Genomic DNA, 23,809 nt, shown 5'->3' on the forward strand with positions numbered 1-23,809 from the left:
ACAGCCGCCTCAAGGGAGGTCCAGTTCAGTGACCAGCCAGGTCAGTAGCCCAGCGGAGCAAGCCGACGAAACAGTCGTAGGAGAGCAGCGCAAAGCGGCGGGCGCGAAGGACGTCCGCCGGCTCGACCGGGTGATCATCAGGTTCGCGGGGGACTCGGGTGACGGTATGCAGCTCACCGGCGACCGCTTCACCTCGGAGACCGCGTCGTTCGGCAACGACCTGTCGACGCTGCCGAACTTCCCGGCCGAGATCAGGGCGCCCGCCGGGACCCTGCCGGGTGTGTCGTCCTTCCAGCTGCACTTCGCGGACCACGACATCCTCACGCCCGGTGACGCGCCGAACGTGCTGGTGGCGATGAACCCGGCCGCGCTGAAGGCGAACATCGGCGACCTGCCGCGCGGTGCCGAGGTGATCGTCAACACGGACGAGTTCACCAGGCGGGCGATGCAGAAGGTCGGCTACGAGGCCAGTCCGCTGGAGGACGGCTCTCTGGACGGCTACCACGTCCACCCGGTGCCCTTGACCACGCTCACCGTGGAGGCGCTGAAGGAGTTCGACCTCACCCGCAAGGAGGCCGAGCGCAGCAAGAACATGTTCGCGCTGGGCCTGCTGAGCTGGATGTACCACCGGCCCACCGAGGGCACGGAGAAGTTCCTGAAGTCGAAGTTCGCGAAGAAGCCCGACATCGCGGCGGCCAACATCGCCGCGTTCCGGGCCGGCTGGAACTTCGGCGAGACCACCGAGGACTTCGCCGTCTCCTACGAGGTCGCCCCGGCGGCCACGGCGTTCCCGCCCGGTGTCTACCGCAACATCTCCGGCAACCTCGCCCTGTCGTACGGGCTCATCGCCGCGAGCCGGCAGGCGGATCTGCCGCTGTATCTGGGGTCGTACCCGATCACTCCGGCGTCGGACATCCTGCACGAGCTGAGCAGACACAAGAACTTCGGCGTGCGGACGTTCCAGGCCGAGGACGAGATCGCCGGTATCGGGGCCGCGCTGGGCGCGGCCTTCGGTGGTTCGCTGGCCGTGACCACGACAAGTGGTCCCGGTGTGGCGCTGAAGTCGGAGACGATCGGCCTCGCGGTCTCGCTGGAGCTGCCGCTGCTGGTCGTGGACATCCAGCGCGGTGGCCCGTCGACCGGTCTGCCGACGAAGACCGAGCAGGCGGACCTGCTCCAGGCGATGTACGGGCGCAACGGCGAGGCCCCGGTGCCGGTGGTGGCGCCCCGCACTCCGGCGGACTGCTTCGACGCCGCGCTGGAGGCGGCCCGGATCGCGCTGACGTACCGCACGCCGGTGTTCCTGCTCTCCGACGGTTACCTGGCCAACGGCTCCGAGCCCTGGCGGATCCCGGACCTCGAGGAGCTGCCGGACCTGCGGGTGCGGTTCGCGCAGGGCCCGAACCACACGCTCGACGACGGCACCGAGGTGTTCTGGCCGTACAAGCGCGACCCGCAGACCCTGGCCCGTCCGTGGGCGGTCCCGGGCACACCGGGTCTGGAGCACCGGATCGGCGGCATCGAGAAGCAGGACGGCACGGGCAACATCTCGTACGACCCGGCCAACCACGACTTCATGGTGCGCACCCGGCAGGCGAAGATCGACGGCATCGACATCCCGGACCTCGAGGTGGACGACCCGCACAACGCCAGGACGCTGGTCCTGGGGTGGGGTTCGACGTACGGGCCGATCACGGCCGCGGTGCGGCGGCTGCGGCGGGCCGGGGAGTCGATCGCGCAGGCGCATCTGCGGCACCTCAACCCCTTCCCGAAGAACCTCGGCACCGTCCTCGAGCGGTACGACAAGGTGGTGATCCCCGAGATGAACCTCGGGCAGCTCGCCACGCTCATCCGGGCGAAGTACCTGGTCGACGCTCACTCGTACAACCAGGTCAACGGCATGCCGTTCAAGGCGGAGCAGCTCGCAGCGGCTCTGAAGGAGGCCATCGATGGCTGAGACGTCCACGACAGGCACCGGCACCATCGGAGCGCTTTCCCTCGTCCCCAAGGCCGAGGGCAGGCAGTCGATGAAGGACTTCAAGTCCGACCAGGAAGTGCGCTGGTGCCCCGGCTGCGGCGACTACGCCATCCTCGCGGCGGTGCAGGGCTTCATGCCCGAGCTGGGGCTGGCGAAGGAGAACATCGTCTTCGTCTCGGGCATCGGCTGCTCGTCCCGCTTCCCGTACTACATGAACACGTACGGGATGCACTCGATCCACGGCCGTGCCCCCGCCATCGCCACCGGTCTGGCGAGCTCCCGCCGGGATCTGTCGGTGTGGGTCGTCACCGGTGACGGCGACGCGCTGTCCATCGGCGGCAACCACCTGATCCACGCGCTGCGCCGCAACGTGAACCTGAAGATCCTGCTGTTCAACAACCGGATCTATGGCCTGACCAAGGGCCAGTACTCGCCGACCTCCGAGGTCGGGAAGATCACCAAGTCGACGCCGATGGGCTCGCTGGACGCGCCGTTCAACCCGGTGTCGCTGGCGATCGGCGCGGAGGCCTCGTTCGTGGCGCGGACGGTGGACTCCGACCGCAAGCACCTGACGGAGGTGCTGCGCCAGGCCGCCGCCCACCAGGGCACGGCGCTGATCGAGATCTACCAGAACTGCAACATCTTCAACGACGGCGCCTTCGACGCGCTCAAGGACAAGCAGCAGGCCGAGGAGGCCGTGATCCGGTTGGAGCACGGCAAGCCGATCCGGTTCGGCAGCGACCTGGCCAAGGGGGTCGTCAGGGACCGGGCGACCGGTGATCTGAAGGTGGTGGCGGTGACGCCGGAGAACGAGGACCAGGTGCTCGTCCACGACGCGCACTCCGCGTCCCCCACCACGGCGTTCGCGCTGTCCCGCCTCGCGGACCCGGACACCCTGCACCACACGCCGATCGGTGTCCTGCGCTCCGTCGACCGGCCCGTCTACGACACCCAGATGGCCGACCAGCTCGACGACGCGATCGAGCAGCACGGCAAGGGCGACCTGGCGGCGCTGCTGGCGGGCGGCGACACCTGGACGGTCGTCGGCTGACCGGCCGGAGCGCACCCCCGAGGCCCGGGACCGCTAGGAAGCGGCCCGGGTCTCGTCGTACGTCCGCCGCGCCTTCTCCACGTCGTCCATGCGGCGTTGCGTCCACTGCGCGAGGGCGCGCACCTGCTCGGCGGCCTCGCGGCCCAGGTCGGTGAGGGAGTAGTCGACGCGGGGCGGGATCACGGGTTTGGCGTCGCGGTGGACCAGGCCGTCGCGCTCCAGGGTCTGGAGCGTCTGCGTCAGCATCTTCTCGCTGACACCGCGGTCTCCCCAGCGGCTGACCGCCCGGCGCAGCTCGCTGAACCGGTACGAGCGTTCCAGGAGCTCGATCAGGACGAGCACGCCCCAGCGGCTGGTGAGGTGCTCCAGGACCAGGCGGTGCGGGCACAGGGCCTCGACTTCACTTACTGCCATGCCAGTACCTTACTTCAAAGTGGGTACTTTCCCATAGTTAGCGCATCTCCTAGGGTTAGTGGCACACACCCCACAAGGAGAGTCGGCATCATGAGCATCATCGTCACCGGAGCCACCGGAAACCTCGGTCGTCACGTCGTGGAGCAGCTGCTGGAGAAGGTCCCGGCGGAGCAGATCACCGCGGTCGTCCGCGATGCACAGAAGGCCGCCGGCTTCGCGGAGCGCGGCGTGAAGGTCGCGACGGCCGACTACAACACCCCCGCGTCCTTCGACGGCCTGTTCTCCGCCGGCGACAAGGTTCTGCTGATCTCCGGCAACGAGTTCGACAAGGGCCGGGTACAGCAGCACAAGGTCGTCATCGACGCGGCCAAGGCGGCCGGTGTCGCCCTGCTCGCCTACACCAGCGCCCCCGGCTCGCTGACCGCCGCGCTCGCCGACGACCACCGGGGCACCGAGGAGGCGCTGCTGGACTCCGGCGTGCCCTACGCCCTGCTGCGCAACGGCTGGTACCACGAGAACTACACCGAGAACCTCGCCCCGGTGCTGGAGCACAACGCGGTCGTGGCCGCCGCCGGTGAGGGCCGGGTCTCCTCCGCCTCCCGCGCCGACTACGCCGCTGCCGCCGTGGCCGTGCTGACCGGCGAGGGGCACGAGAACAAGACGTACGAGCTGGGCGGCGACACCGCGTGGAGCTTCGCCGAGTACGCGGCCGAGCTGAGCCGGCAGACCGGCGAGGAGATCACCTACAACGCGGTCACGCCCGAGGTCCTCACCGGCATCCTGGCCGGGGCCGGCCTGCCCGAGCAGTTCGCCCAGATCCTGGCCGGGGTCGACGTCTCCATCGAGAAGGGCGAGCTGGTCGTCTCCACCGGCGACCTGTCCCGCCTGGCCGGGCGTCCGACCACCCCGTTCTCGGAGGCCATCGCCGCCGCGCTCAAGGGCTGAACTCCCCCGGCGGGCCCTTGAGCCGCCCCACCCCCGGATGTCATGACCGTATGCCGATACGGGCATGACAGCCGGGGGTGCTCGGCGTTACCGTCGTCCACGCGGACACGACGTGCGAAGGAGGGGCCCGTGAAGCCGAGGGGTGAGCGGCACATAGGACTGCTGAACGGCTTCGCCGCCTATGGGATGTGGGGGCTCGTCCCGCTGTTCTGGCCCCTGCTGAAGCCCGCCGGCGCCGTGGAGATCCTGGCCCACCGGATGGTGTGGTCGCTGGTCTTCGTCGGCGCCGCCCTGCTCGTGCTGCGCCGCTGGGCGTGGGCCGGTGAGCTGCTGCGGCAGCCCCGCAAACTGTCGCTGATCACGGTCGCCGCCGCGGTCATCACCATCAACTGGGGCCTGTACATCTGGTCCGTGAACTCCGGGCACGTCGTCGAGGCCTCGCTCGGGTACTTCATCAACCCGCTGGTCACCATCGCGATAGGCGTGCTGCTGCTGAAGGAGCGGCTGCGGCCGGCGCAGTGGGCGGCGGTCGGGACCGGCTGCGCGGCGGTCGTCGTACTGACCGTCGGCTACGGCAGGCCCCCGTGGATCTCCCTCGCCCTCGCCTTCTCCTTCGCCACCTACGGACTGGTGAAGAAGAAGGTGAACCTCGGCGGTGTGGAGTCGCTGGCCGCCGAGACCGCGATCCAGTTCCTGCCGGCACTCGGCTACCTGGCGTGGCTGACCTCGCAGGGCGGCTCCACCTTCGCCGCCGAGGGCACGGGACACGCGGCGCTGCTGGCCTCGGCGGGCATCGTCACCGCGCTGCCGCTGGTCTGCTTCGGCGCCGCCGCCATCCGCGTGCCCCTGTCCACGATCGGCCTGCTCCAGTACCTGACGCCGGTCTTCCAGTTCCTGCTGGGCGTCCTCTACTTCCATGAGGCCATGCCGCCGGAGCGCTGGGCCGGATTCGCGCTGGTCTGGCTGGCGCTGACGCTGCTGACCTGGGACGCCCTGCGCACCGCGCGCCGGGCCTCCCGTGCGCTCGCCGCCGAGATCGGCGACACCGGCACCAGCAGGACGGCCGGCACCGCCGGTGCCGCGCTGAACACGGGCGTCTCCGGAGGCGAGCCCGGCGCGGCCTCCGAGTCGGGCCCGGTGGACGCCAAGCCGTTGACGGGCGGCGGCCGCTAAGGGTTCGACTTCCAGTTCGGCTTCGGGTTCGGGTTCGGGTTCGGGTTCGCAGGAGTGTGGCGGGCCCGGTGTGTCCGGGCCTTCTCGCGGTTGCCGCAGTGCTCCATCGCGCACCAGCGACGGCGGCCCGGGCGGGAGGTGTCCACGAAGAGCAGGAAGCAGTTGTGGGCGCCGCACTCGCGGACACGGTGCGCGTACCGGCCGGTGAACAGGTCGATCGCGTCCCGGGCGACGGTGGAGATCAGGTGCGTGCCGGTGGCGCCGGGGGCCCAGCCGCGGCTGCCGTCGGGGGCGATGCGGGCGACGAGCGGGGGCCCGGCGGCGGCGGCGTTGACGACGTCCAGGTCGGCGGCCCGCAGCGGGCGGCCGTGGGCCCGGTCCGCGGCGAGCAGGAACAAGGCGTCACGCAGGGCGCGGGCGCGCTCCAGCTCTTCGGCGGAGACCGTGAGGTCCAGCCCCTCCGGCAGCCGGCTGCGCCCGGCCCAGGCGATCAGGTCCGCGGGCTCGTGCAGCACCTCGTAGCGCGCGAAGGCGCCCGGGCCGCCCGTCGCCGTCAGCTCCAGGCACAGGGCGCCGGGGTCGAAGCGGTAGGGCTTCCCCTCGCGTGAGACCAGTGTCAGGCCGGGCGTCTGGTTCGGCGTTTCCCCTGCGGGTCCACTCACATAACCAGTATAAGTGGTTACATGACGCAGACACCGGCAACGCCCGCTCCCGTGCACTGGAAACTCGTCGTCGACGCGAACGACCCGCACGCACAGGCCGACTTCTGGGCCGCCGCCCTCCGGTACGAGGCCGAGGACAACAGCGCCCTCATCGAGAAGCTGCTCGGCTTCGGCGCCGTGACCGAGGACCTCACCGTCGAGTGGCACGGCCGCCGCGCCTTCCGGGACCTGGTCGCGGTACGGCACCCCGAGGACCCGTTCGAGGAGGAGAGCGGAACCGGGCTGGGGCGGCGGCTGCTGTTCCAGCGGGTGCCGGAGGCGAAGACCGTCAAGAACCGGCTCCACCTCGATCTGCACCCGGGCGAGGGGCGGCGCGAGGAGGAGGTCGCACGGCTGGAGAAGCTCGGGGCGCGGGTGCTGCGGCGGGTGGCGGAGCGGGGCGGCGAGTGGGCCGTGATGGCGGACCCGGAGGGGAACGAGTTCTGCGTGCATTGACGGAGGCGGTGCGACTCCGGCACGCCGACGCGCCCGGCGGCTACGGCGTTTCCAACGCCCTGGCCGGATACGTATCTTGACGGAGAGTCAGTCTCAGCTTCACCATCCAGGCACCCCATTCACTGTGGGCTGCCCGTGGCCACCCCACGGGCTTCCCAGAGGAACTCGGAGCCCCCACACATGAAGCTCTCCGTTTCCGCGCGCGCCGCCGCCGCGGCCGCCGTCGCGACCACCATGCTCCTGACGGGCGGTGCCGTGGCGGACGCCGCGTCCGCTCCGGCGAGACCGGCCGCCGCCCCCGACATCCCCCTGGCGGGCGTCAAGGCCCATCTGTCCCAGCTCCAGTCCATAGCCACCGCCAACGGCGGCAACCGCGCGCACGGCCGGGCCGGCTACAAGGCCTCGCTCGACTACGTCAAGGCCAAGCTGGACGCCGCCGGATACACCACCACCGTCCAGCAGTTCACCTCCTCCGGCCGCACCGGCTACAACCTGATCGCCGACTGGCCCGGCGGTGACACGAGCCAGGTCGTGATGGCCGGCTCGCACCTCGACAGCGTCACCTCCGGGCCCGGCATCAACGACAACGGGTCCGGCTCGGCCGCCGTCCTGGAGGCCGCCCTCGCCGTGTCACGGGCGCAGTACAAGCCGACCAAGCACCTGCGGTTCGCCTGGTGGGGCGCGGAGGAACTCGGCCTCGTAGGCTCCCGCTACTACGTCAACCGGCTGGCCACCGGGGACCGTTCGCGGATCAGCGCCTACCTGAACTTCGACATGATCGGCTCCGCGAACCCCGGCTACTTCGTCTACGACGACGACCCGGCGATCGAGAAGACCTTCAAGGACTTCTTCGGCGGCATCGGCGTCCCGACCGAGATCGAGACCGAGGGCGACGGCCGCTCCGACCACGCGCCCTTCAAGAGCGCGGGTGTGCCGGTGGGCGGCCTGTTCACCGGGGCCAGCCGGACGAAGACGGCGGCGCAGGTGGCCAAGTGGGGCGGTACGGCCGGGCAGGCCTTCGACCGCTGCTACCACTCCTCCTGCGACACCACCGCCAACATCAACGACACCGCCCTCGACCGCAACAGCGACGCCCTCGCGTACGCGGTGTGGGAGCTGTCGGAGTAGGCCCTACCGCGTACGGGCGCGTTCGGTGAGGCGGCCCATGCGGGCGCGGGCCGCCTCCAGCCCCTCGGTCTCCTCCGCGGCGGGGCCGCCCTCGGCGGCGAGTTCCGTCCACAGGGAGATGAGGTCGCCGCCCAGCTCCAGGCCGAGCGCCGGGTCGCGGACCGCGCGCCACGCGGTGGCCGCGCTCTCCACGTTGCCGTAGGCGGCCTCTCCGTCGCCCGTGCGGCGGTGGGCAGCCGCCAGGTCGAGCGACAGGCGGAAGGCGCGGACCGGGTCGCCGGCCAGGTAGGCGACGTACGCGGTCAGTTCACCCAGCCGGAGCACCTCCGGGTGCTCCGGCCCCAGCGTTCCCGACGCCTGCGCGACGGTCTGGTCGGCCAGCCCGGCGGCAGCCTCGATCCGGCCCTCCTTGACGGCCTCGCTGATCCGCGCGATCGGCTCCGCGAGGACGGCCGGTGCGGCGGAGTCGCCCGGGGCGCCGAAGGGTTCGTCACCGAGCACGGCCTCCGCGACGGCGTCGAAGCCGCGGACGGGGGTCGGCATCGGGTCGGGATCCGCGGTGAGCAGCTCCGCTTCGGAGAGCGGGTCGGGACCCGGGCGGCGCTTCGGGGTGGACCCCGCCTCGGGGACGGGCAGCGGCCGCGCGTCCATGGGCGGAGGCGGACCGAACTGACCGGTCGGGGGCACGACGGTGCCGGGGGGTGTGGCGGGGCTGGGAGGTGCGGCGGGGCTGGGGGGTGTGGGTGTGCCGGGCGGGGTGGACTCACCCGGAGGCGTGGCCGTACCGGACGGCATGGACGTACCGGACGGCATGGACGTACCGGACGGCGTGGCGTGGGCCGGAGGGGTGTCTTCCGGTGTGGGCTGCGGCGGGTCCTGTACGGCTCGCAGCGTGAACGTCGGCGAGGGCTCGTCGGACGGCTGCTGCTCGGGCACCGCCCGCAGCGGGAACGTCGACGACGCGCCCCGGTCGGGCTCCGGCCTGGGACGCAGGATGTGCGTGGCGCTGTCGCTCCGCGGGTGCTCTTGTTCCTGCGCGGGCGGCATCGGCCCGGGCGCCGGAGCGGGCGGCTCCGTCACCGCACCTGCCGCCCCCGGCTCCGCCAACGCACCCTCCGGAGGTGCCGTGCGGACCGGCTCGGCAGTGAAGCGGCTGGAGCCGTCCGGGTCGACCTGGAGCGGGACGACGTAGCCGATGCGCTCGTCGTGGACCGTGGCGAGTACGGGGTGGCCGGTGGCGAGGGCGATGTGGTGGAGGCGGTTCAGGACGGCCTGCTGGATCTCCTCGCCGGGCGCCGCGAAGACGGGGACACCGCCGACCGACGCCCCGTCGGACCCGCCCACCGCGGCGGCTCCCGGCCCGGCTCCCGGGTCGGCACCGGCTCCGGGGACCCGGACGTCGACCGGCGCCGCCGGACTCGCCACGTGTGCGGCCTGCTTCTGTTCCCGCTTCTTCTCGCGGCTGAGTCGCGACATCGTCCCCTCACTCGGCGTCGTACACCTACGGTCGAGTGTGTCCGCTCGCTCCCGTTTCTCACGTCACCGCGGTGTCACAGGCTCGTCCCAAGGGCCGTATGCCCCGCGCCATCGTTCCGTATGGCATGAAGAGCTGGAGCACGAGGGAGGAGAGGGGCATGCACACAGGCATGCGACAGGGACCCGAGATCTGGATCCGCGGCCCGGTGACCACCCCGGAGCCGGGGCCGCCGCCGGAGCCCGGGCACGCCCATGCCGGGGCACGGCGTTTCTCCTGGGTCGGCACGCACGGCGGCGCGGGTGTCTCCACCCTCGCCACGGTCTACGGCGGCCATGACAGCGGCCGCGCCTGGCCCGGGCCGGGCGGTCCCCCGTCGGTGCTGCTGGTCGCGCGGACGCACGCGGCCGGGCTGGACGCGGTGGCGGGGGCGGTGGAGGTCTTCCGGCGCGGGCAGGCGCCGCCGGGGCTCGACCTCGACGGTGTCGTCCTCGTGGCGGACGCGCCGGGCCGGCTGCCGCGCCCGCTCGCCCAGCGGGTCAAGTCCCTGGAGTCGGCGATCGACGTGTACCGGGTGCCGTGGGTAGCGGCCTGGCGGCTCGGCGAGCTGGGTCGCCCGCCGCGCGAGACCGCGCCCCTGGCACGGCTGACGGGAGCGGTGCGCTGACGGCCGCCGCGGCGCTGTCGGCCGGGGAGATCGCGGCGGGCGTACGGGCCCGGGAGCTGCGTGCGGTCGACGTGGTCACGGCGGCGCTGGAGCGGATCGAGCGGGCCGATCCGACGCTGTGCGCGTTCGTCGAGGTGTGGCGCGAGGAGGCGGTACGGCGGGCGGGCGAGTTGGACGCGCGACTCGACCGGTGCTTCGGGAGTCCCGGGGAGGGCGTGGCGCGTCCCCGCGAGATCACTCGTACGAGCGATGGCGCGAGGGCCGGCAGAGGCGGTTCGCTGCCGCTTGCGGGCGTTCCCCTCGCCGTGAAGGGGCGGCACGGGTTGCGGGCGGCGGGGCCGCTGCTCGCCGCCGGATGTGTCGCCGTGGGCGCGACCTCCGTGCCCGGGCCGGGGACTGCCTGGCAGACCTGGGGACTCGGTGCTCGGGGCCGGACGGTGAACCCGTGGCGGGCCGACCGTACGCCGGGCGGCTCGTCGGCCGGGGCCGCGGCGGCGGTGGCCGCCGGGCTGGTGCCGCTGGCCACGGGCGGCGACGGGGCCGGGTCGGTGCGGATCCCGGCGGCGTGGTGCGGGGTGGTCGGCTTGAAGACGACACGCGGACGGCTGCCCTCCGCCGACCGTACGGGTCTCGCCGTGCCCGGGGTGCTCGCCCGTTCGGCGTCCGACGCGGCGAGCTGGTGGCACGTGATGTCGCGGGAGGCGGCAGCGGCCGGGCCGCCGCTGCCCGTCACCGCCGTCTGGTCCTCCGACCTCGGTTTCGCGGAACCCGACCCGGAGCCCGTCGCGCTCGCCCGGGCGGCGGTGGAACGGCTCGAGGCAGCCGGTGTCGTACGGCTTGTGCGGCCGCGGGTGCCGCCGCGGCTCCTGGACCCCGGGCCCGCCTGGCTCGCCCTGCGCACACCCGGGGCCGATCCGGCCGGGGCCCATCGTGTCCGGGCGGAGAACGACCGGCGGCTGGCCGGGCTGTTCGCCGGGGCCGAACTGCTGCTGACGCCGACGGCACCCACCGCACCGCACGGCCACGAGGGGCCGGGAGACCGCTACTCCACCTCGCTCACCTGGGCGTTCAACCTCAGCGGGCATCCGGCGCTGAGTCTCCCGGCGGGCTTCGGCGGTGACGGCTGCCCGGCCGGGCTGCAGTTGGTGGCGCCGCACGGGCGGGAGGCGTTGCTGCTGGCCGTGGCGCGCGAGGCGGGGACAGAGGCGGGCGTCGGGGGATGAGGGCCGACCCTGGGTGGTTGACGGGCACCCTTGGCTAATTAGATGCGCACGCATATGATGCATACGCGCGTAATTGCTGCACGCCTGTCTTCTGCCGTACGCCTACCTTCTGGGGGGACCCCCATGACCCGCCGCTTCCTTTTCGTCCTGGGCAGCGCCCGCGCCGACGGCAACACCGAGCTGCTGGCCCGCCGGGCCGCCGAGCAGTTGCCGCCGGACGTCGAACAGCAGTGGATCGACCTCGCCGAGCATCCGATCCCCGACTTCGAGGACCTGCGGCACGACAGCGACCACGTCCGCCCGACCGAGGGCAACCTCGCCCTCCTGCTGGACGCCACCCTCGCGGCCACGGACCTCGTGATCGCCTCGCCCCTGTACTGGTACTCCGTCTCCGCGCACACCAAGCGCTACCTCGACCACTGGTCGGGCTGGCTGCGCACGCCCGGCGTCGACTTCAAGGAGACCCTGGCCGGACGCACCCTCTGGGGCGTCACCGCGCTCGCGCACCGGGAGGAGGTGGTGGCCGACCCACTGGTCGGGACGCTCAACAACTCGGCGGCGTACCTGGGGATGCGGTTCGGCGGGGTGCTCTTCGGCAACGGCAGCAAGCCCGGTGACGTGCTGAACGACACCGAGGCGCTGACCCGCGCCAAGACGTTCTTCGCGCAGGAGGCGCCGCTCGCCCGGTACCTGTACGAGGAGTGAGGGCCAGGAGGGGCGAGGGCTAGGCGGTGATGTCCTTCGTCGTGAAGCGCGCCCAGGCGGCCGAGCCGAACACCGCCGCGTACAGGGCCTGGAGACCGAGGTTCTTGGCGAGGTCGTCCCAGTAGACCGGTTCGCGCATGAGGTCGGCGAAGGACAGCCAGTAGTGCGAGAAGAAGTACGGCTGGAGGGCGTGCAGCTGCGGGATCTGGTCGAGGATCTGGACCGTGATCAGCAGTCCCACCGTGGTCGCCATCGCCGCGATGCCGCTGTTGGTCAGCGTCGAGACGAACAGGCCGAGCGCCGCGACGCCGATCAGGGACGCGGCGACGACCAGGGCGATCAGCAGGGCCCTGCCCAGGCCTTCGGCGAAGCTGATGTGCGTGCCGGAGATGGTCGTCAGGTCGCCGAGCGGGAAGAGGAGTGCTCCCACCGTCAGTGCCGAGACGGCGACGACGAGGGTGGCGGCCAGACAGAACAGCACGACCGTCGCGTACTTGGTGAGCAGCAGGCGGCTGCGGCCCGCCGGGGAGACCAGCAGGTAGCGCAGTGTGCCGGCATTCGCCTCGCCGGCGATGGCGTCGCCCGCCACGACGCCGATGGCCATCGGCAGGAAGAACGGGAGGGTGGCCGCCAGGGCGGTGAAGACGAGGAACAGGCCGTTGTTGGTGATCTGGGAGATGAAGGCCGGACCTCCGCCGCCTCCTCCGCCGCCGGCTGACGAACCGTCGCCCGTCTCGATCTTGACGGCGATGCCGACCAGGACCGGCACGCCCGCCAGCACGGCCAGCAGCGCGAGGGTGCGCCAGCGGCGGAAGGTGGTGGTGAGCTCGTTGCGCAGCAGCCCGAAGGTCCACAGCGGACTCACCGGGCGTGCGGTCTCGGCGACGACTTCAGCCCGCGACATCGAATCCCTCCCCCGTCAGCGCGACGAACGCGTCCTCCAGCGAGGCCCGTTCGACCGTGAAGCCGCGTACCCGGACGCCCGCGGTGACCAGCGCGGTGTTCACGTCGGCGAGGTCGCGGTCCGGTGGTTCGCCGGTCACGCGGTCGTCGGTGACGACCAGGTCGCCGACGCCCTGCTCCTTCAGCACGCGGGCCGCCTCCGCCGGGTCCGGTGTGGTCACCACCAGCCGGCCGCGCGCCCCGGCGGCCAGCTCGGCGACCGGGCCCTGGGTGATCAGACGGCCCTGTGCCATCACGGCCGCGTGCGTGCAGACCTGCTCGATCTCGTCGAGCAGGTGGGAGGAGAGGAAGACGGTCGTGCCGTCCGAGGCCAGTTCCCGTACGAGGGTGCGGATCTCGCGCATGCCCTGCGGGTCGAGGCCGTTGGTCGGCTCGTCGAGCACGAGCAGCCGGCGCGGCTGGAGCAGCGCGGCGGCGAGGCCGAGGCGTTGTTTCATACCCAGCGAGTAGGCCTTGGCCTTCTTGCCCGCGGCGGCCGTCAGGCCCACCCGGTCCAGCGCCGCGGCCACCCGGGCACGCCGGGTGCGCGGGTCGGCGGCCGGGTCGGCGGAGTCGTACCGGACGAGGTTGTCGCGGCCGGAGAGGAAGCCGTACAGGGCCGGGCCCTCGATGAGGGCGCCGACGTGCGGCAGCACGGCGCGGGTGGCCCGGGGCATGGGCTGCCCGAGCACTCGTGCCGTGCCGGAGGTGGGCTCGATGAGGCCCATCAGCATGCGGATGGTGGTGGTCTTGCCGGAGCCGTTGGGCCCCAGGAAGCCGAAGACGCTGCCCGCCGGGACGGTCAGGTCGAGCCCGTCGACAGCGAGCTGCCCGCCGCGATAGCGCTTGGTGAGTCCCCGGGTGGCGATGACCGCCTCCCCGTTCCCGTCCCCGCCCCCGCTCCCCACTCCGCGCCGCCCCGGCCCGGAAGCCGGCCCCGGCGTGGCGACCGGCTCCGACACGAGCTCGGAACCGGACGCGGCTCCCGACTCGGCTCCCGACCCGGACGCCGCCCCGGAGCGGGACGTCGCCCCAGAGCCGGACGCGGGTTCCGAACCGGACGGGGGCCTCGACTCGCGTCCCGAACCCGAGCCCCGCTCGGACTCGGGCACACGCCCCGAACCCGAACCCCGCTCGGACTCGGGCACACGCCCCGAACCCGCATCCGGCGCAGACCCCGAGCCGGACACGGACCCCGAACCCACCACGACCCCCGAGCCGGACACGAACCCCGGCCCAACCGCGGGCCCCGGCCCCGACCCCCGCCCCGGGCCCGAGTCCGGCTCGGGCGTCCGATCCGGCCGGGGTTGCGGATCCGGCTCCGCGGCGGGCTGATGGGCCATCGGCTTCCTCGTTCTCTCGGTGTCCCGTGGCGTACGGGACCTACTTGCCGGCGTCGGCCGCCTTCACCAGCGCGTCCTTGGTGACCATGCCGACGTAGACCTTGCCGTCGTCGGTGATCAGGGCGTTGACGAGGCGGGTGGAGAAGACCGTGCCCGAGCCGAACTTGCCGGTGACCTTGTCGCCGAGCGAGTTCATGAAGCCGCCGAGGTCGCCGCCGGCCCCGCCGGAGGGCACGCCCTCGCCGCCGGTGTCGAGGACGGCTATGGCGTTCCAGCCCTCGCCGAGGGTCTTCACGCCGTCCAGACCGCCGGCGCCCTTGCCCAAGTCCTCCCCGGCCTTCGGGGCGTGCCGGGTGTGCTTGCGCGCCCCGGCCTCGGCGGAGGCCTTCTCCTCGATGGCCTTCTTCTCGATGGCCTTCTCCTCGGTGACCTTCGCACCCTTCGGCGGGGTGAAGTCGAAGGTCGACGCGGCCGGCCGGTCGAAGCTCACCTGGGTGAAGCCCGCGTCGACGACGGCGGCACCACCGCTCGCCGGAGTCAGCGTGAACTTCAGCGGCGTACCCGTCTTCGCGTCCACCGCCACGGTGACCGCGCCGACCGTGGAGCCGGACTGCTTCGGCTTGATGAGCAGCTTGTAGGCGTCCCGGCCGGCGACCTGGGCGGTGCCGTCCACCGTCACGGAGGTCGTGTCGTCGACGGCCTTCAGGGCCTCTTCGGCGAAGTCCTTCGGCGTGGCCGGCGGCTGCCCCTTCTCGTGCTCCGGGCTCTGCGCGGCGGTGCCGTGGTAGACCTCGTTCGACTTGCTGTCGTAGCCCCAGACGTCCTTGCCGTTGTGGACGAGGCTGTACTCGGCGGCGTTCTCCAGCAGCGACAGCTTCTGCTTGTCCGGGCCGTCGAGCGCGACGCGCAGGGTGTGCGTGCCGGAGGCGAGTTCCGTGAGCTTGGACGTCGGGTCGGCGGAGGAACCGCCCTCGTCCGGGCTGGCCGCACCGGACATCAGGCTGCTCTCCAGCCCGCCGAGGTCCGGCAGTCCGAGATCCGTGCTGATCTTCACCGTGCCGGACAGCTGCTGCACGTCCGACTTCGCGATCTTCTCGATGAGCTGCTGCGCCGTGATCTTCGGGAGGTCGGGATCGCCCGAGTCGGCGAGTGCGGGGACCAGGCCGATCGTCGCGGCCGCCACCCCCATCACCGTGACCGGGACGACGTAGCGCGCGGCTTTGCGCCGCCCGGAGCGCTGCTCGTCGCCCTCCCCGGCGGTCGTGTTCTCGTCGGATGCGTACGGTGCCATGTGTGCCCTACCTCCGTGGTCGGCGGCGGCTGTCCGTGTCGTCCACGCACTCGTCCCTGAGCCGCCATTCTCACCCGAACAGGTGAGGAGTGGTGTTCTTCCGTGGTCTCCATCTGACCAAATCGGCCGGGGAGATACGTCAGACCGCGGGCTCAACTCCACGTACTGCTGGGGTATGACACGGAGGGGCTGCCTCTCCCCCGACCCGTAAGGGACGGGGGCGGACCAGGACTACCCGGCGCGGTGCACCACGGCGTCGCTCAGCTCCACGAGAGCCGCCTTCGCGGCGCACTCCGGCAGGGGCGCCAGGGCCGAGCGGGCGTCCTGGGCGTAGCGGACGGTGTCCCGCCGGGCCTGTTCCAGCGCGGGGTGGGCCCGCAGCAGGCGCAGGGCCTCGGCGTGCCGGACGTCGTCGGTGAGGTCGGAGTCCAGCAGCTCGCACAGGGCGATGTCGTCCGCGAGCCCGAGCCGGGCCGCCCGCTCGCGCAGCCGCAGCACCGGCATCGTGGGGATGCCCTCGCGCAGATCGGTGCCGGGCGTCTTGCCGGACTCGTGGGAGTCGGAGGCGATGTCCAGGACGTCGTCCGCGAGCTGGAAGGCGACGCCGAGCCGCTCGCCGTACTGGGTCAGCACGTCCACGACCGTCTCGTCGGCGCCGGACATCATCGCGCCGAACCGGCACGACACGGCCACCAGCGAACCGGTCTTGCCGCCCAGCACGTCCAGATAGTGCTCGACGGGGTCGCGGCCGTCCTGCGGTCCGGCCGTCTCCAGGATCTGCCCGGTCACCAGCCGTTCGAACGCCTCGGCCTGCACGCGGACCGCCTCCGGGCCGAGGTCGGCCAGGGTGTGCGAGGCGCGGGCGAAGAGGAAGTCGCCGGTGAGGACCGCGACGGAGTTGCCCCAGCGGGTGTTGGCGCTCGCCACCCCGCGGCGCACCGTCGCCTCGTCCATCACGTCGTCGTGGTACAGCGTGGCGAGGTGGGTCAGCTCGACCACGACGGCCGACGGCACGATACCGGGCGCGTACGGGTCACCGAACTGGGCGGAGAGCATCACGAGCAGCGGACGGAACCGCTTGCCTCCGGCCCGCACCAGGTGCTGGGCGGCCTCCGTGATGAAGGGCACCTCACTCTTGGTGGCCTCGAACAAGCCTTCCTCGACAGCCGCCAACCCGGCCTGGACATCGGCTTCCAGAGCCTGGTCCCGCACGCTCAGCCCGAACGGCCCGACGTCGGTCACGAGGGGTCTCCTGTCTGCTGTGTCTGCCGGTGATTACGCGGATTGTCGATAGGTCGCTGCCCTCACTCGAGTCAGCGTATCCGGTCACGTTTCGATCACTGCCAGCGCCCATGGTTACAGGCCGGGTGGTATCCGATCACGAGCTCCATGTTTTCGATCAGGCCATAAGAACAGACATTTATCGACTTACCGGGAGGTAGCGAGATATACACGATTTGCCAGGTTGCGTAAGCGAATTCCCTTTGCTGGCATTTGCCGCACAGGCTCGTGATCAGTGAGTTCGGTCACGTCGTCCCTTTTTGACACCCCCTCCGACACCAACCCGTACCCCCTTTCGCCAAAAGCCAGTTGAGCCTTGGCTCCCGCAAAGGATCAAGTAGCCCAAACCCCCCAGACCAAGGTCAACCGGCGCGATATGTGACTCCGGTGCTTGTTCCCGGCATGTGCTCTCGCATACGTTCCCGGCTTGTCCGGCGGACCGCCGAATCCTGCCGCCGCCCGGACGCCCCACACACACCGACTCACTCACGCAGGGCAGGAGCGGGGGACCCAGGTAAGTCGCCGGTCCGCACAGCGGACCGGCTCGGGGTGAAGCCGCGTACGGCAGCACGACGCCGTACGCGGCCGGGCACCTCCCGGCCCGAACCCGACAGCTCACCTCGCAGGCGCCGGAGAGGAACATCGTCATGGCCCGACGAGGCAAGCACCGTCGCATCAGAACCAGCCCGCTCACCCGAGGCGTCGTAGCCGTCGGCACCGGCGGAGCGGCACTCACCCTTCCGCTCCTCGGCGCGACGCACGCGAGCGCCGCCGAGCCCCAGAGCGCCCCCGCCGCCGCACAGTCCGTGCGCCAGGCGGCCCAGCCCGCCAAGTCCCTCACCTACACCGTGGTCAAGGGCGACACGCTCTACCGCATCGCGGACAAGTACGACGTGTCGGGCGGCTGGAAGCAGCTCTACAAGGACAACCGCGCCGCCGTCGGCGACAGCCCGAAGCTGATCCACCCGGGCCTGAAGCTGAAGGTGAAGACGGCCAAGGCGGACGCCACCGAGAAGCAGGCGACCAAGTCCTCCGCCCCGGCCAAGCCGGCCACGAAGCCCGCCACGGGCGTCGCCCAGGCCACCCCGGCCTCCGCGAAGACGTACGCGAACAACCTCGACGGGTGGATCCGCGAGGCGCTGGACATCATGGCGCAGAAGGGGATCCCGGGCTCGTACGACGGCATCTACCGCAACATCATGCGTGAGTCGTCCGGCAACCCCCAGGCGATCAACAACTGGGACTCGAACGCCGTCGCGGGCACCCCGTCCAAGGGCCTGCTCCAGGTGATCGACCCGACGTTCGCCGCCTACCACGTGGCCGGCACCTCCTTCGACCCGTACGACCCGGTCGCCAACATCACGGCGGCCTGCAACTACGCGGCTGCCCGCTACGGCTCGATCGACAACGTCAACGGCCCGTACTGATCCGCGCCGCCCAGCAGTCGCTCGAGGACGACGGCGATGCCGTCGTCCTCGTTCGACAGCGTGACCTCGTCGGCCACGGCCTTGAGTTCGGGGTGGGCGTTGGCCATGGCGACGCCGTGGGCGGCCCAGTCGAACATCGGGATGTCGTTGGGCATGTCGCCGAAGGCGATGGTGTCCGCGGGCCGCAGTCCCAGGTGCTCGGCGGCCAGCGCCAGGCCCGTCGCCTTGGTGATGCCGCACGGCTGGAGTTCGACCGTGCCGGGCCCCGACATCGTCACCGTCGCCAGTGAGCCGACCACCGAGCGGGCCGTCGCCGCCAACTCGTCGTCCGACAGCGAGGGATGGCGCAGCAGCACCTTGCTGATCGGCTCGCACCACAGATCCTCCCGCCGCTCGACCCGTACGGCGGGCAGGGTCGGGTGCGGCATGAGATAGCCCGGCTCGATGAGCGTCAGCCCGTCGACCCCGTCCTGGTCGACCGCGGCGTACACCTCCCCCACCTCGGCCTCGATCTTGCCGAGGGCGGTCTCCGCCAGTTCCCGGTCCAGCGTGATGGACCACAGCAGCCGGTCCGCGCCGGCGTCGTACACCTGCGCGCCCTGGCCGCACACCGCGAGCCCCGTGCAGCCGAGGTCGTCGAGGAGCGGCCGCACTCTCGGCGCCGGCCGGCCCGTCACCACGAGGTGCTGGGCGCCGGCGTCCGCCACCCGCGCGAGCACGGCGAGAGACCGGTCCGAGAGGGTGTCGTCGCCGCGCAGCAGCGTCCCGTCCAGGTCGGTGGCGATGAGTGAATATGCGAGGGGTGCGGCCATGATCAGAGAATACGGACAGCGCGCCGGTTCGTTTCATCGCGTGGTGGACACCGATTGCCCGATTGAGGGCCCCTCTGCACCAGTTGGCAACAACATGGTCCGCTACCTACCCGTGAGGCCGTCCCGAGCGGTACCTTCCAAGTGTCCAGGGGGGACTTGATCGGGGGGTCAGGTTGAGCAGAGGGCGCATTCGTGTGGCCGGGGCCGGGGAGCTCGGCGAGGCGGAGAGGGAGCGCTGGCGAGCGCTGCGCGCGGCGTCGGAGGCACCGCGCAACCCTTTCATGGAACCGGAGTTCACCGAGGCCGTGGGCCGGGTGCGGCCACAGGCACGGGTCGCGGTGGTGTACGAGGGTGTGGAGCCGGCCGGCTTCCTGCCCTACGAGCGCGGGCGGTGGGGACAGGGCCGGGCGATCGGACTCGGCGTCTCGGACGCGCAGGGCGCGATCCTGCGGCCGGGGCTGGACCTGGAGACGGGCGAACTGCTGCGGGCCTGCTCGGTGTCCAGCTTCGCCTTCGACAACCTGGAGGCCGAGCAGCGGCTCTTCGTCCGGTACGCGGCGGAGGAGTACGCCACCTTCGTCATCGACGTGGAGAAGGGCTACGAGACCTACGAGTCGGTGCTGCGCGCGCAGTCGCCGAAGTTCCTGAAGACCACCCTGGCCAAGGAGCGCAGGCTGGGGCGGCAGGTCGGCGAGCCGCGGTTCGTGTTCGACGAGCGCGACCCGGCCGCGCTGCGCACGCTCATGGAGTGGAAGTCGGCGCAGTACCGCAGGACGGGCCGCCGGGACCGGTTCGCGCAGGAGTGGATCACCCGGCTCGTGGGCCGGCTGGCCGGGACCCGGGCGCCGGAGTGCAGCGGCACGCTGTCCGTGCTCTACGCGGGTGAGCGGCCCGTCGCCGCGCACTTCGGGCTGCGTTCGGCGTCGGTCCTGGCCTGCTGGTTCCCGGCCTACGACCCGGAGTTCTCGAAGTACTCACCGGGTCTGGTGCTGCATCTGCGCATGGCCGAGGCGGCGGCCGCCGAAGGCATCGGCATGCTCGACCTGGGGCGGGGCGCGGCCGAGTACAAGGACGCGCTGAAGACGGGCGAACTGCCCGTGTACGAGGGCGCGGTGACGCGTCCGGGGGCGGGCGCGGCGCTGCACTGGCTGAGCCGCGAGCCGGCGCGCCGTGCGCACAGCTTCGTGCGCGGCCGGCCGCGGCTCGCGGCGCTGGCGGCGCGGACCCTGAAGGGCGCGGCCCGGCTGCGCCGTACCTGACCCGAGTGAGGCCGTACCGACACGAGTGGGGGGGGGAGGGCGCATGGCTCGTTCGGCGCGTGCGCGGGAGGAAATACGCCGGTTCCTGGACATCGGGGCGGTGCAGGTCGCCGAGCTGGACCTCGATGGTCCGGAGGCGGTGCTCAGACCGGGCCCGGGGAGTCCGCCGGTGACGAGCGGAGAGGTGTTCTTGCTGGTCAGGCGAGGTGGTCGGCCCGTCGGCACGCTGCTCGGGCAGGTACCGGAGGGGGCGGACGCTCCGGCCGTGCTGGCGGAGCGTGCGCGAGTGGAGTTCGCGCCGGCGCCCGCGCCCGCGGAGTGCGCACCGGCCGTCGGTGACGAGCCCGGGGAGCCGCCGTACACGAGTGTCGTCGTGGCCACCCGGGAGCGGGCCGGGCAGCTGGCCCGCGCGCTGGACTCGCTGCTGGCGCAGGACCATCCGCGCTTCGAGATCGTCGTCGTCGACAACGCGCCGGTGACGGGTGAGACGCGGGAGCTCGTCGAGCGGAAGTACGCCGAGCGCGTGCGGTACGTGTGCGAGCCGGTGCCCGGACTGGCGGTCGCGCACAACGCGGGGCTGGCGGCCGTCCGGGGCGAGGTGGTCGCCTTCACCGACGACGACGTGGTCGCCGACCCGCGCTGGCTGACCGAGCTCACCGCGCCCTTCGCCGCCGACGCGGGGCTGGGCTGTGCCACCGGGCTGATCCTTCCCGCGCGGCTGACCACTCCGGCCCAGGTGCTGCTGGAGAGCCACGGCGGTTTCGCGAAAGGCTTCACTCCAAGGACGTACGACCCGGCGGACCCGCCGGTCGACGAGCCGCTGTTCCCGTTCACGGCCGGGCGGTTCGGCTCCGGCGCCAACATGGCCTTCCGGACGGCCGTCCTGCGGTCCGTCGGCGGTTTCGACCCGGCCACCGGGGCCGGGACGGCCGCCCGGGGCGGCGACGACCTCTACGGCTTCGTCCGCGTCCTGGCCCAAGGGCACCGGCTGCGCTACACGCCGTCCGCGCTGGTGTGGCACCACCACCGGGAGACCTGGCGGGACCTGGAGACCCAGGCGTACGGCTACGGCGCCGGGCTCACCGCCTACCTCACCGCGGTGCTCGTCAACCGCCCCGCCCTGCTGCCGGCGTTCCTCGCGCGGCTGCCCCGCGGCCTCGCCCACGCCCGCGCGCTGACCGCCGTGCGCGAGACGGAGGGGACGGGCGGCGGTGGCACGCCGGGCGACCACGACGCGCGCACGCATCCGTGGCCACGGCGGCTGTCGCGGTTGCAGCGCAGGGGGATGGTGTACGGGCCGGTCGGCTATCTGAAGGCGCGGCGGGCGCTGCGCACGGCTGTTCAGGGGGCGAGATGAGGACGGACGGCAGAGGCCGGGACCCGAAGGGTGCCGGCCTCGACGATGGGGAGCGGGGTGCGCGGGACGGAGAGGGCTCGACGGTCCCGGGGGGTGGGACGGTCCCGGGGGGTGCGATGGCCCCGGGGGGCGCGACGGGCCCGGCGGGCGCGATGACCCGGAGGGGTGCGACGGACCCGGCGGGTGCGATGGCCCCGAGGGGCGCGACGGGCCCGGCGAGCGCGATGACCCGGAGGGGTGCGACGGACCCGGCGGGTGCGATGGCCCCGAGGGGCGCGACGGGCCCGGCGAGCGCGATGACCCGGAGGGGTGCGACGGACCCGGCGGGGGCGGTGGCCCCGGGGGGTGCGACGGACGCGGCGGGTGCGACGGACCCGGCGGGGGCGGTCGGCGCCCCGGCCATCCCCGTCTTCCTCTACCACGCCGTGATGGACGACCCGCCCGGCTGGATCGCCGAGTTCACGGTCACTCCGCGGGAGTTCGCGGCCCATCTCGACGCCGTGGTCGACAGCGGCCGTACGCCCGTCACGATCAGCACGATCGCCGATCATCTGGCCGGCCGGGCGCCCCTGCCGCCCCGCCCCGTGCTGCTCACCTTCGACGACGGCTTCGCCGATCTGCCCGGCCCCACCGCGGAGGCCTTGGCCGGGCGCGGCCTGCCGGCCACGGCCTATCTCACCACCGGCGCCATCGCCCCCGGCGGCCGCAGTCTGCTGCCGCCCGCCCCGATGATGACCCTGGACCGGGCGGCGGAGCTGGAACGTTCCGGCATGGAGGTCGGCAGCCACACGGTCACGCACGCCCAGCTCGACACCCTGTCCGGAAAGGACCTGGCGTACGAACTGCGCTCGTCGAAGGCCGTGCTGGAGGACGCCCTCGGCCACGAGATCCGCCATCTCGCCTATCCGCACGGCTACAACAGCCCGCGCGTGCGGGCCATGTCGGCGCGGGCCGGCTACGAGACGGCGACCGCGGTACGGCACGCGCTCAGCTCGGACCGCGACGAGCGCTACCGCATCGCCCGGCTCATCGTGCGGCGCAGCCACACCGTCGCCGACGTCGAGAGCTGGCTGGCGGGGGCGGGCGCCCGGGTCGCGCCGTACCGTGACGGGCCGAAGACGATCGCGTGGCGGTGGTACCGGCGGGCCCGCGCGGTGGTGCGCGGGCCCGAGTTCGCGGGCTGACCCTGTCCTCGTTCACCTGAGCGGCTGGTTGAGGTACGGGTCGGCGACCGCCTTGCGCAGGCTGTTCCAGGCGGCGTCGTTCGCCAGCGCCAGGTCACAGTGCGGTCCGGGGTCGCGGTAGTTCCACTGGAGGGCGGCCTTGACGCCCTCCAGGCCCTTCAGCACCCCGGGCACCTGCGCGTACCACTCGGCCTGCCGCTGCGGGCGGGCCGGGTCCTGCGCGGTGCCGAACTCGGAGAGCATCAGCGGCTTGTCGTCGGAGATGTGCTCGCGGATCCAGTCGTGCACGGAGTCCTGGGTCTGCGCGAAGGTCATCCAGTCCGCGTTGTGGCAGCGGTAGTAGTTGTACTGGTTGTAGCCGATCCAGTCGACGTAGTCGTCGCCGGGGTACATCCGCTTCATCTCGTCGGCGTGGTCGAGGTAGCCGGTGGTGATCCACGTCCACACGACGTTGTCGACGCCCAGCGCGCGGAACCGGTCGTGGATGTGCCGGTACGCCTTCACGTAGTCGGCGGGGGTGCCGTTGGCCGGCGTGCGGGTGTCCATCTCCAGGTCGAAGGAGAGGAAGACCTTCTTGCCGTAGTCCTTGATGCGCTCGGCCTGGACGTCGATGACGGTCCTGTCCAGCTCGCCTGCCGCGATCTGCTGCCACGTGGGCTGCTGCTGCTTCGTGCCGCCCCACCACTTGCTCTCCCAGGACAGCAGCAGCAGGTGGTCCTCGCCGACGCGGCGTTCCTCCGGGGTGAGCAGCTGGCCCTCCCGGCGGGCGCCCTGCGTCAGGGACATGTCGTGGTACGTGTACACGATGTCGAGCTTGCGGCCCACGCGTTCCTCGTAGGCGCGCACCTTCTGCGGGAGGTCGTCCCGGTCGTGCGGCACGAACGCCCCGAACCAGGCGCCGCAGGGCGGTTCCAGGAGCGCGGTGGGGCGGCAGTCCGCGCGGGAACCGGTGGCTCCCGGTTCCGGGCCGGAGGCGTTCCGCAGGGCGAGCAGGGCGA

General features: G+C 72.2%; 22 protein-coding genes and 1 riboswitch. Of the genes, 13 read left to right on the forward strand and 9 right to left on the reverse strand.

The features are described 5' to 3' along the window. Positions 1-28: 28 nt before the first annotated feature. A complete protein-coding gene (locus tag ABEA82_RS08890; RefSeq protein ID WP_345660802.1) occupies positions 29-1,957 on the forward strand; it encodes a 2-oxoacid:acceptor oxidoreductase subunit alpha in 1,929 nt (642 codons plus the stop codon). Further along, positions 1,950-3,029, forward strand: a complete 1,080-nt coding sequence (locus ABEA82_RS08895; protein WP_345660803.1) for a 2-oxoacid:ferredoxin oxidoreductase subunit beta — start codon at positions 1,950-1,952, stop codon at positions 3,027-3,029. Before ABEA82_RS08890 ends, ABEA82_RS08895 begins: the two co-directional genes overlap by 8 nt. 33 nt (positions 3,030-3,062) lie before the next feature. Here the strand turns inward: ABEA82_RS08895 and ABEA82_RS08900 are convergent, their stop codons facing one another. Then, positions 3,063-3,443, reverse strand: a complete 381-nt coding sequence (locus ABEA82_RS08900; protein WP_345660804.1) for a winged helix-turn-helix transcriptional regulator — start codon at positions 3,441-3,443, stop codon at positions 3,063-3,065. Between the two features lie 90 nt (positions 3,444-3,533). Here ABEA82_RS08900 and ABEA82_RS08905 point away from each other — a divergent pair, with 90 nt between their 5' ends. After that, positions 3,534-4,388, forward strand: coding sequence for an SDR family oxidoreductase (locus tag ABEA82_RS08905; RefSeq protein ID WP_345660805.1), 855 nt, complete (start codon positions 3,534-3,536; stop codon positions 4,386-4,388). 186 nt (positions 4,389-4,574) lie between these two features. Beyond that, positions 4,575-5,561 (forward strand): EamA family transporter RarD, encoded by a 987-nt coding sequence (rarD, locus tag ABEA82_RS08910; protein ID WP_345661007.1) that lies wholly within the window; start codon positions 4,575-4,577, stop codon positions 5,559-5,561. Here the strand turns inward: rarD and ABEA82_RS08915 are convergent. Next, on the reverse strand, positions 5,558-6,223 hold the full coding sequence (locus ABEA82_RS08915; protein WP_345660806.1) for a CGNR zinc finger domain-containing protein: 666 nt from the start codon (positions 6,221-6,223) through the stop codon (positions 5,558-5,560). The genes rarD and ABEA82_RS08915 overlap by 4 nt on opposite strands. 21 nt (positions 6,224-6,244) lie before the next feature. On the opposite strand from ABEA82_RS08915, the gene ABEA82_RS08920 reads away from it, so the two are divergent. After that, complete coding sequence (locus ABEA82_RS08920) at positions 6,245-6,718, forward strand: VOC family protein (protein ID WP_345660807.1); 474 nt, start codon at positions 6,245-6,247, stop codon at positions 6,716-6,718. Between the two features lie 180 nt (positions 6,719-6,898). Further along, positions 6,899-7,846: a M28 family metallopeptidase gene (locus ABEA82_RS08925; RefSeq protein WP_345660808.1), complete on the forward strand. Its 948-nt coding sequence runs from the start codon at positions 6,899-6,901 to the stop codon at positions 7,844-7,846. Between the two features lie 3 nt (positions 7,847-7,849). On the opposite strand, the gene ABEA82_RS08930 is transcribed toward ABEA82_RS08925, so the two are convergent. Beyond that, positions 7,850-9,322 carry a tetratricopeptide repeat protein gene (locus tag ABEA82_RS08930; protein ID WP_345660809.1) on the reverse strand — a complete coding sequence of 491 codons (1,473 nt, stop codon included), beginning with the start codon at positions 9,320-9,322 and terminating at the stop codon, positions 7,850-7,852. A 158-nt stretch (positions 9,323-9,480) separates the two neighbouring features. Here ABEA82_RS08930 and ABEA82_RS08935 point away from each other — a divergent pair, with 158 nt between their 5' ends. The 3 genes from ABEA82_RS08935 (at position 9,481) to ABEA82_RS08945 (ending at position 11,915) form a co-directional block, all read left to right on the forward strand. Beyond that, on the forward strand, positions 9,481-9,987 hold the full coding sequence (locus ABEA82_RS08935; protein WP_345660810.1) for a DUF6668 family protein: 507 nt from the start codon (positions 9,481-9,483) through the stop codon (positions 9,985-9,987). A 56-nt stretch (positions 9,988-10,043) separates the two neighbouring features. Continuing rightward, the gene (locus ABEA82_RS08940) at positions 10,044-11,210 is read left to right on the forward strand and encodes an amidase (RefSeq protein ID WP_345661008.1); all 1,167 of its coding nucleotides are present in this window, start codon (positions 10,044-10,046) and stop codon (positions 11,208-11,210) included. A 123-nt stretch (positions 11,211-11,333) separates the two neighbouring features. Continuing rightward, on the forward strand, positions 11,334-11,915 hold the full coding sequence (locus ABEA82_RS08945; protein WP_345660811.1) for a flavodoxin family protein: 582 nt from the start codon (positions 11,334-11,336) through the stop codon (positions 11,913-11,915). A gap of 19 nt (positions 11,916-11,934) precedes the next feature. Here ABEA82_RS08945 and ABEA82_RS08950 read toward each other — a convergent pair whose 3' ends face one another. From ABEA82_RS08950 to ABEA82_RS08965, 4 genes are all read right to left on the reverse strand, one after another. Next, complete coding sequence (locus ABEA82_RS08950; RefSeq protein ID WP_345660812.1) at positions 11,935-12,819, reverse strand: ABC transporter permease; 885 nt, start codon at positions 12,817-12,819, stop codon at positions 11,935-11,937. After that, positions 12,806-13,819, reverse strand: a complete 1,014-nt coding sequence (locus ABEA82_RS08955; protein ID WP_425588495.1) for an ABC transporter ATP-binding protein — start codon at positions 13,817-13,819, stop codon at positions 12,806-12,808. The genes ABEA82_RS08950 and ABEA82_RS08955 overlap by 14 nt, the downstream gene beginning before the upstream one ends. A gap of 421 nt (positions 13,820-14,240) precedes the next feature. Continuing rightward, entirely contained in the window at positions 14,241-15,491 is a 1,251-nt protein-coding gene (locus tag ABEA82_RS08960) for a LolA family protein (RefSeq protein ID WP_345660813.1), read from the reverse strand. 231 nt (positions 15,492-15,722) lie between these two features. Continuing rightward, positions 15,723-16,733, reverse strand: coding sequence for a polyprenyl synthetase family protein (locus ABEA82_RS08965; protein ID WP_345660814.1), 1,011 nt, complete (start codon positions 16,731-16,733; stop codon positions 15,723-15,725). A gap of 504 nt (positions 16,734-17,237) precedes the next feature. Next, positions 17,238-17,416, forward strand: a riboswitch (cyclic di-AMP (ydaO/yuaA leader). Between the two features lie 3 nt (positions 17,417-17,419). On the opposite strand from ABEA82_RS08965, the gene ABEA82_RS08970 reads away from it, so the two are divergent. Further along, entirely contained in the window at positions 17,420-18,199 is a 780-nt protein-coding gene (locus ABEA82_RS08970) for a transglycosylase SLT domain-containing protein (protein WP_345660815.1), read from the forward strand. Here ABEA82_RS08970 and ABEA82_RS08975 read toward each other — a convergent pair. Then, on the reverse strand, positions 18,163-19,011 hold the full coding sequence (locus ABEA82_RS08975) for an HAD family hydrolase (RefSeq protein ID WP_345660816.1): 849 nt from the start codon (positions 19,009-19,011) through the stop codon (positions 18,163-18,165). The genes ABEA82_RS08970 and ABEA82_RS08975 overlap by 37 nt on opposite strands. Positions 19,012-19,205: 194 nt before the next feature. Between ABEA82_RS08975 and ABEA82_RS08980 the strand changes: the two genes are divergently transcribed. The 3 genes from ABEA82_RS08980 (at position 19,206) to ABEA82_RS08990 (ending at position 22,811) form a co-directional block, all read left to right on the forward strand. After that, complete coding sequence (locus ABEA82_RS08980) at positions 19,206-20,270, forward strand: GNAT family N-acetyltransferase (RefSeq protein ID WP_345660817.1); 1,065 nt, start codon at positions 19,206-19,208, stop codon at positions 20,268-20,270. A 43-nt stretch (positions 20,271-20,313) separates the two neighbouring features. Beyond that, the gene (locus tag ABEA82_RS08985) at positions 20,314-21,627 is read left to right on the forward strand and encodes a glycosyltransferase family 2 protein (RefSeq protein ID WP_345660818.1); all 1,314 of its coding nucleotides are present in this window, start codon (positions 20,314-20,316) and stop codon (positions 21,625-21,627) included. A 428-nt stretch (positions 21,628-22,055) separates the two neighbouring features. Further along, entirely contained in the window at positions 22,056-22,811 is a 756-nt protein-coding gene (locus ABEA82_RS08990; protein ID WP_345661010.1) for a polysaccharide deacetylase family protein, read from the forward strand. A 12-nt stretch (positions 22,812-22,823) separates the two neighbouring features. On the opposite strand, the gene ABEA82_RS08995 is transcribed toward ABEA82_RS08990, so the two are convergent. Then, the gene (locus ABEA82_RS08995; protein ID WP_345660819.1) at positions 22,824-23,690 is read right to left on the reverse strand and encodes a glycosyl hydrolase; all 867 of its coding nucleotides are present in this window, start codon (positions 23,688-23,690) and stop codon (positions 22,824-22,826) included. Positions 23,691-23,809: the final 119 nt, after the last annotated feature.

It is taken from the genome of Streptomyces venetus (assembly GCF_039540295.1).
GTDB lineage: Bacteria > Actinomycetota > Actinomycetes > Streptomycetales > Streptomycetaceae > Streptomyces > Streptomyces venetus.

Bases quoted from the DNA above. Each gene is read 5' to 3' on its own strand.
- ABEA82_RS08985 (WP_345660818.1), top strand. From the start codon at position 20,314: ATGGCTCGTTCGGCGCGTGCGCGGGAGGAAATACGCCGGTTCCTGGAC.
- rarD (WP_345661007.1), top strand. From the start codon at position 4,575: ATGTGGGGGCTCGTCCCGCTGTTCTGGCCCCTGCTGAAGCCCGCCGGC.
- ABEA82_RS08970 (WP_345660815.1), top strand. From the start codon at position 17,420: ATGGCCCGACGAGGCAAGCACCGTCGCATCAGAACCAGCCCGCTCACC.
- ABEA82_RS08920 (WP_345660807.1), top strand. From the start codon at position 6,245: ATGACGCAGACACCGGCAACGCCCGCTCCCGTGCACTGGAAACTCGTC.
- ABEA82_RS08990 (WP_345661010.1), top strand. From the start codon at position 22,056: ATGGACGACCCGCCCGGCTGGATCGCCGAGTTCACGGTCACTCCGCGG.
- ABEA82_RS08900 (WP_345660804.1), bottom strand. From the start codon at position 3,443: ATGGCAGTAAGTGAAGTCGAGGCCCTGTGCCCGCACCGCCTGGTCCTG.
- ABEA82_RS08930 (WP_345660809.1), bottom strand. From the start codon at position 9,322: ATGTCGCGACTCAGCCGCGAGAAGAAGCGGGAACAGAAGCAGGCCGCA.
- ABEA82_RS08960 (WP_345660813.1), bottom strand. From the start codon at position 15,491: ATGGCACCGTACGCATCCGACGAGAACACGACCGCCGGGGAGGGCGAC.
- ABEA82_RS08975 (WP_345660816.1), bottom strand. From the start codon at position 19,011: ATGGCCGCACCCCTCGCATATTCACTCATCGCCACCGACCTGGACGGG.
- ABEA82_RS08945 (WP_345660811.1), top strand. From the start codon at position 11,334: ATGACCCGCCGCTTCCTTTTCGTCCTGGGCAGCGCCCGCGCCGACGGC.
- ABEA82_RS08905 (WP_345660805.1), top strand. From the start codon at position 3,534: ATGAGCATCATCGTCACCGGAGCCACCGGAAACCTCGGTCGTCACGTC.
- ABEA82_RS08895 (WP_345660803.1), top strand. From the start codon at position 1,950: ATGGCTGAGACGTCCACGACAGGCACCGGCACCATCGGAGCGCTTTCC.
- ABEA82_RS08935 (WP_345660810.1), top strand. From the start codon at position 9,481: ATGCACACAGGCATGCGACAGGGACCCGAGATCTGGATCCGCGGCCCG.
- ABEA82_RS08925 (WP_345660808.1), top strand. From the start codon at position 6,899: ATGAAGCTCTCCGTTTCCGCGCGCGCCGCCGCCGCGGCCGCCGTCGCG.
- ABEA82_RS08950 (WP_345660812.1), bottom strand. From the start codon at position 12,819: ATGTCGCGGGCTGAAGTCGTCGCCGAGACCGCACGCCCGGTGAGTCCG.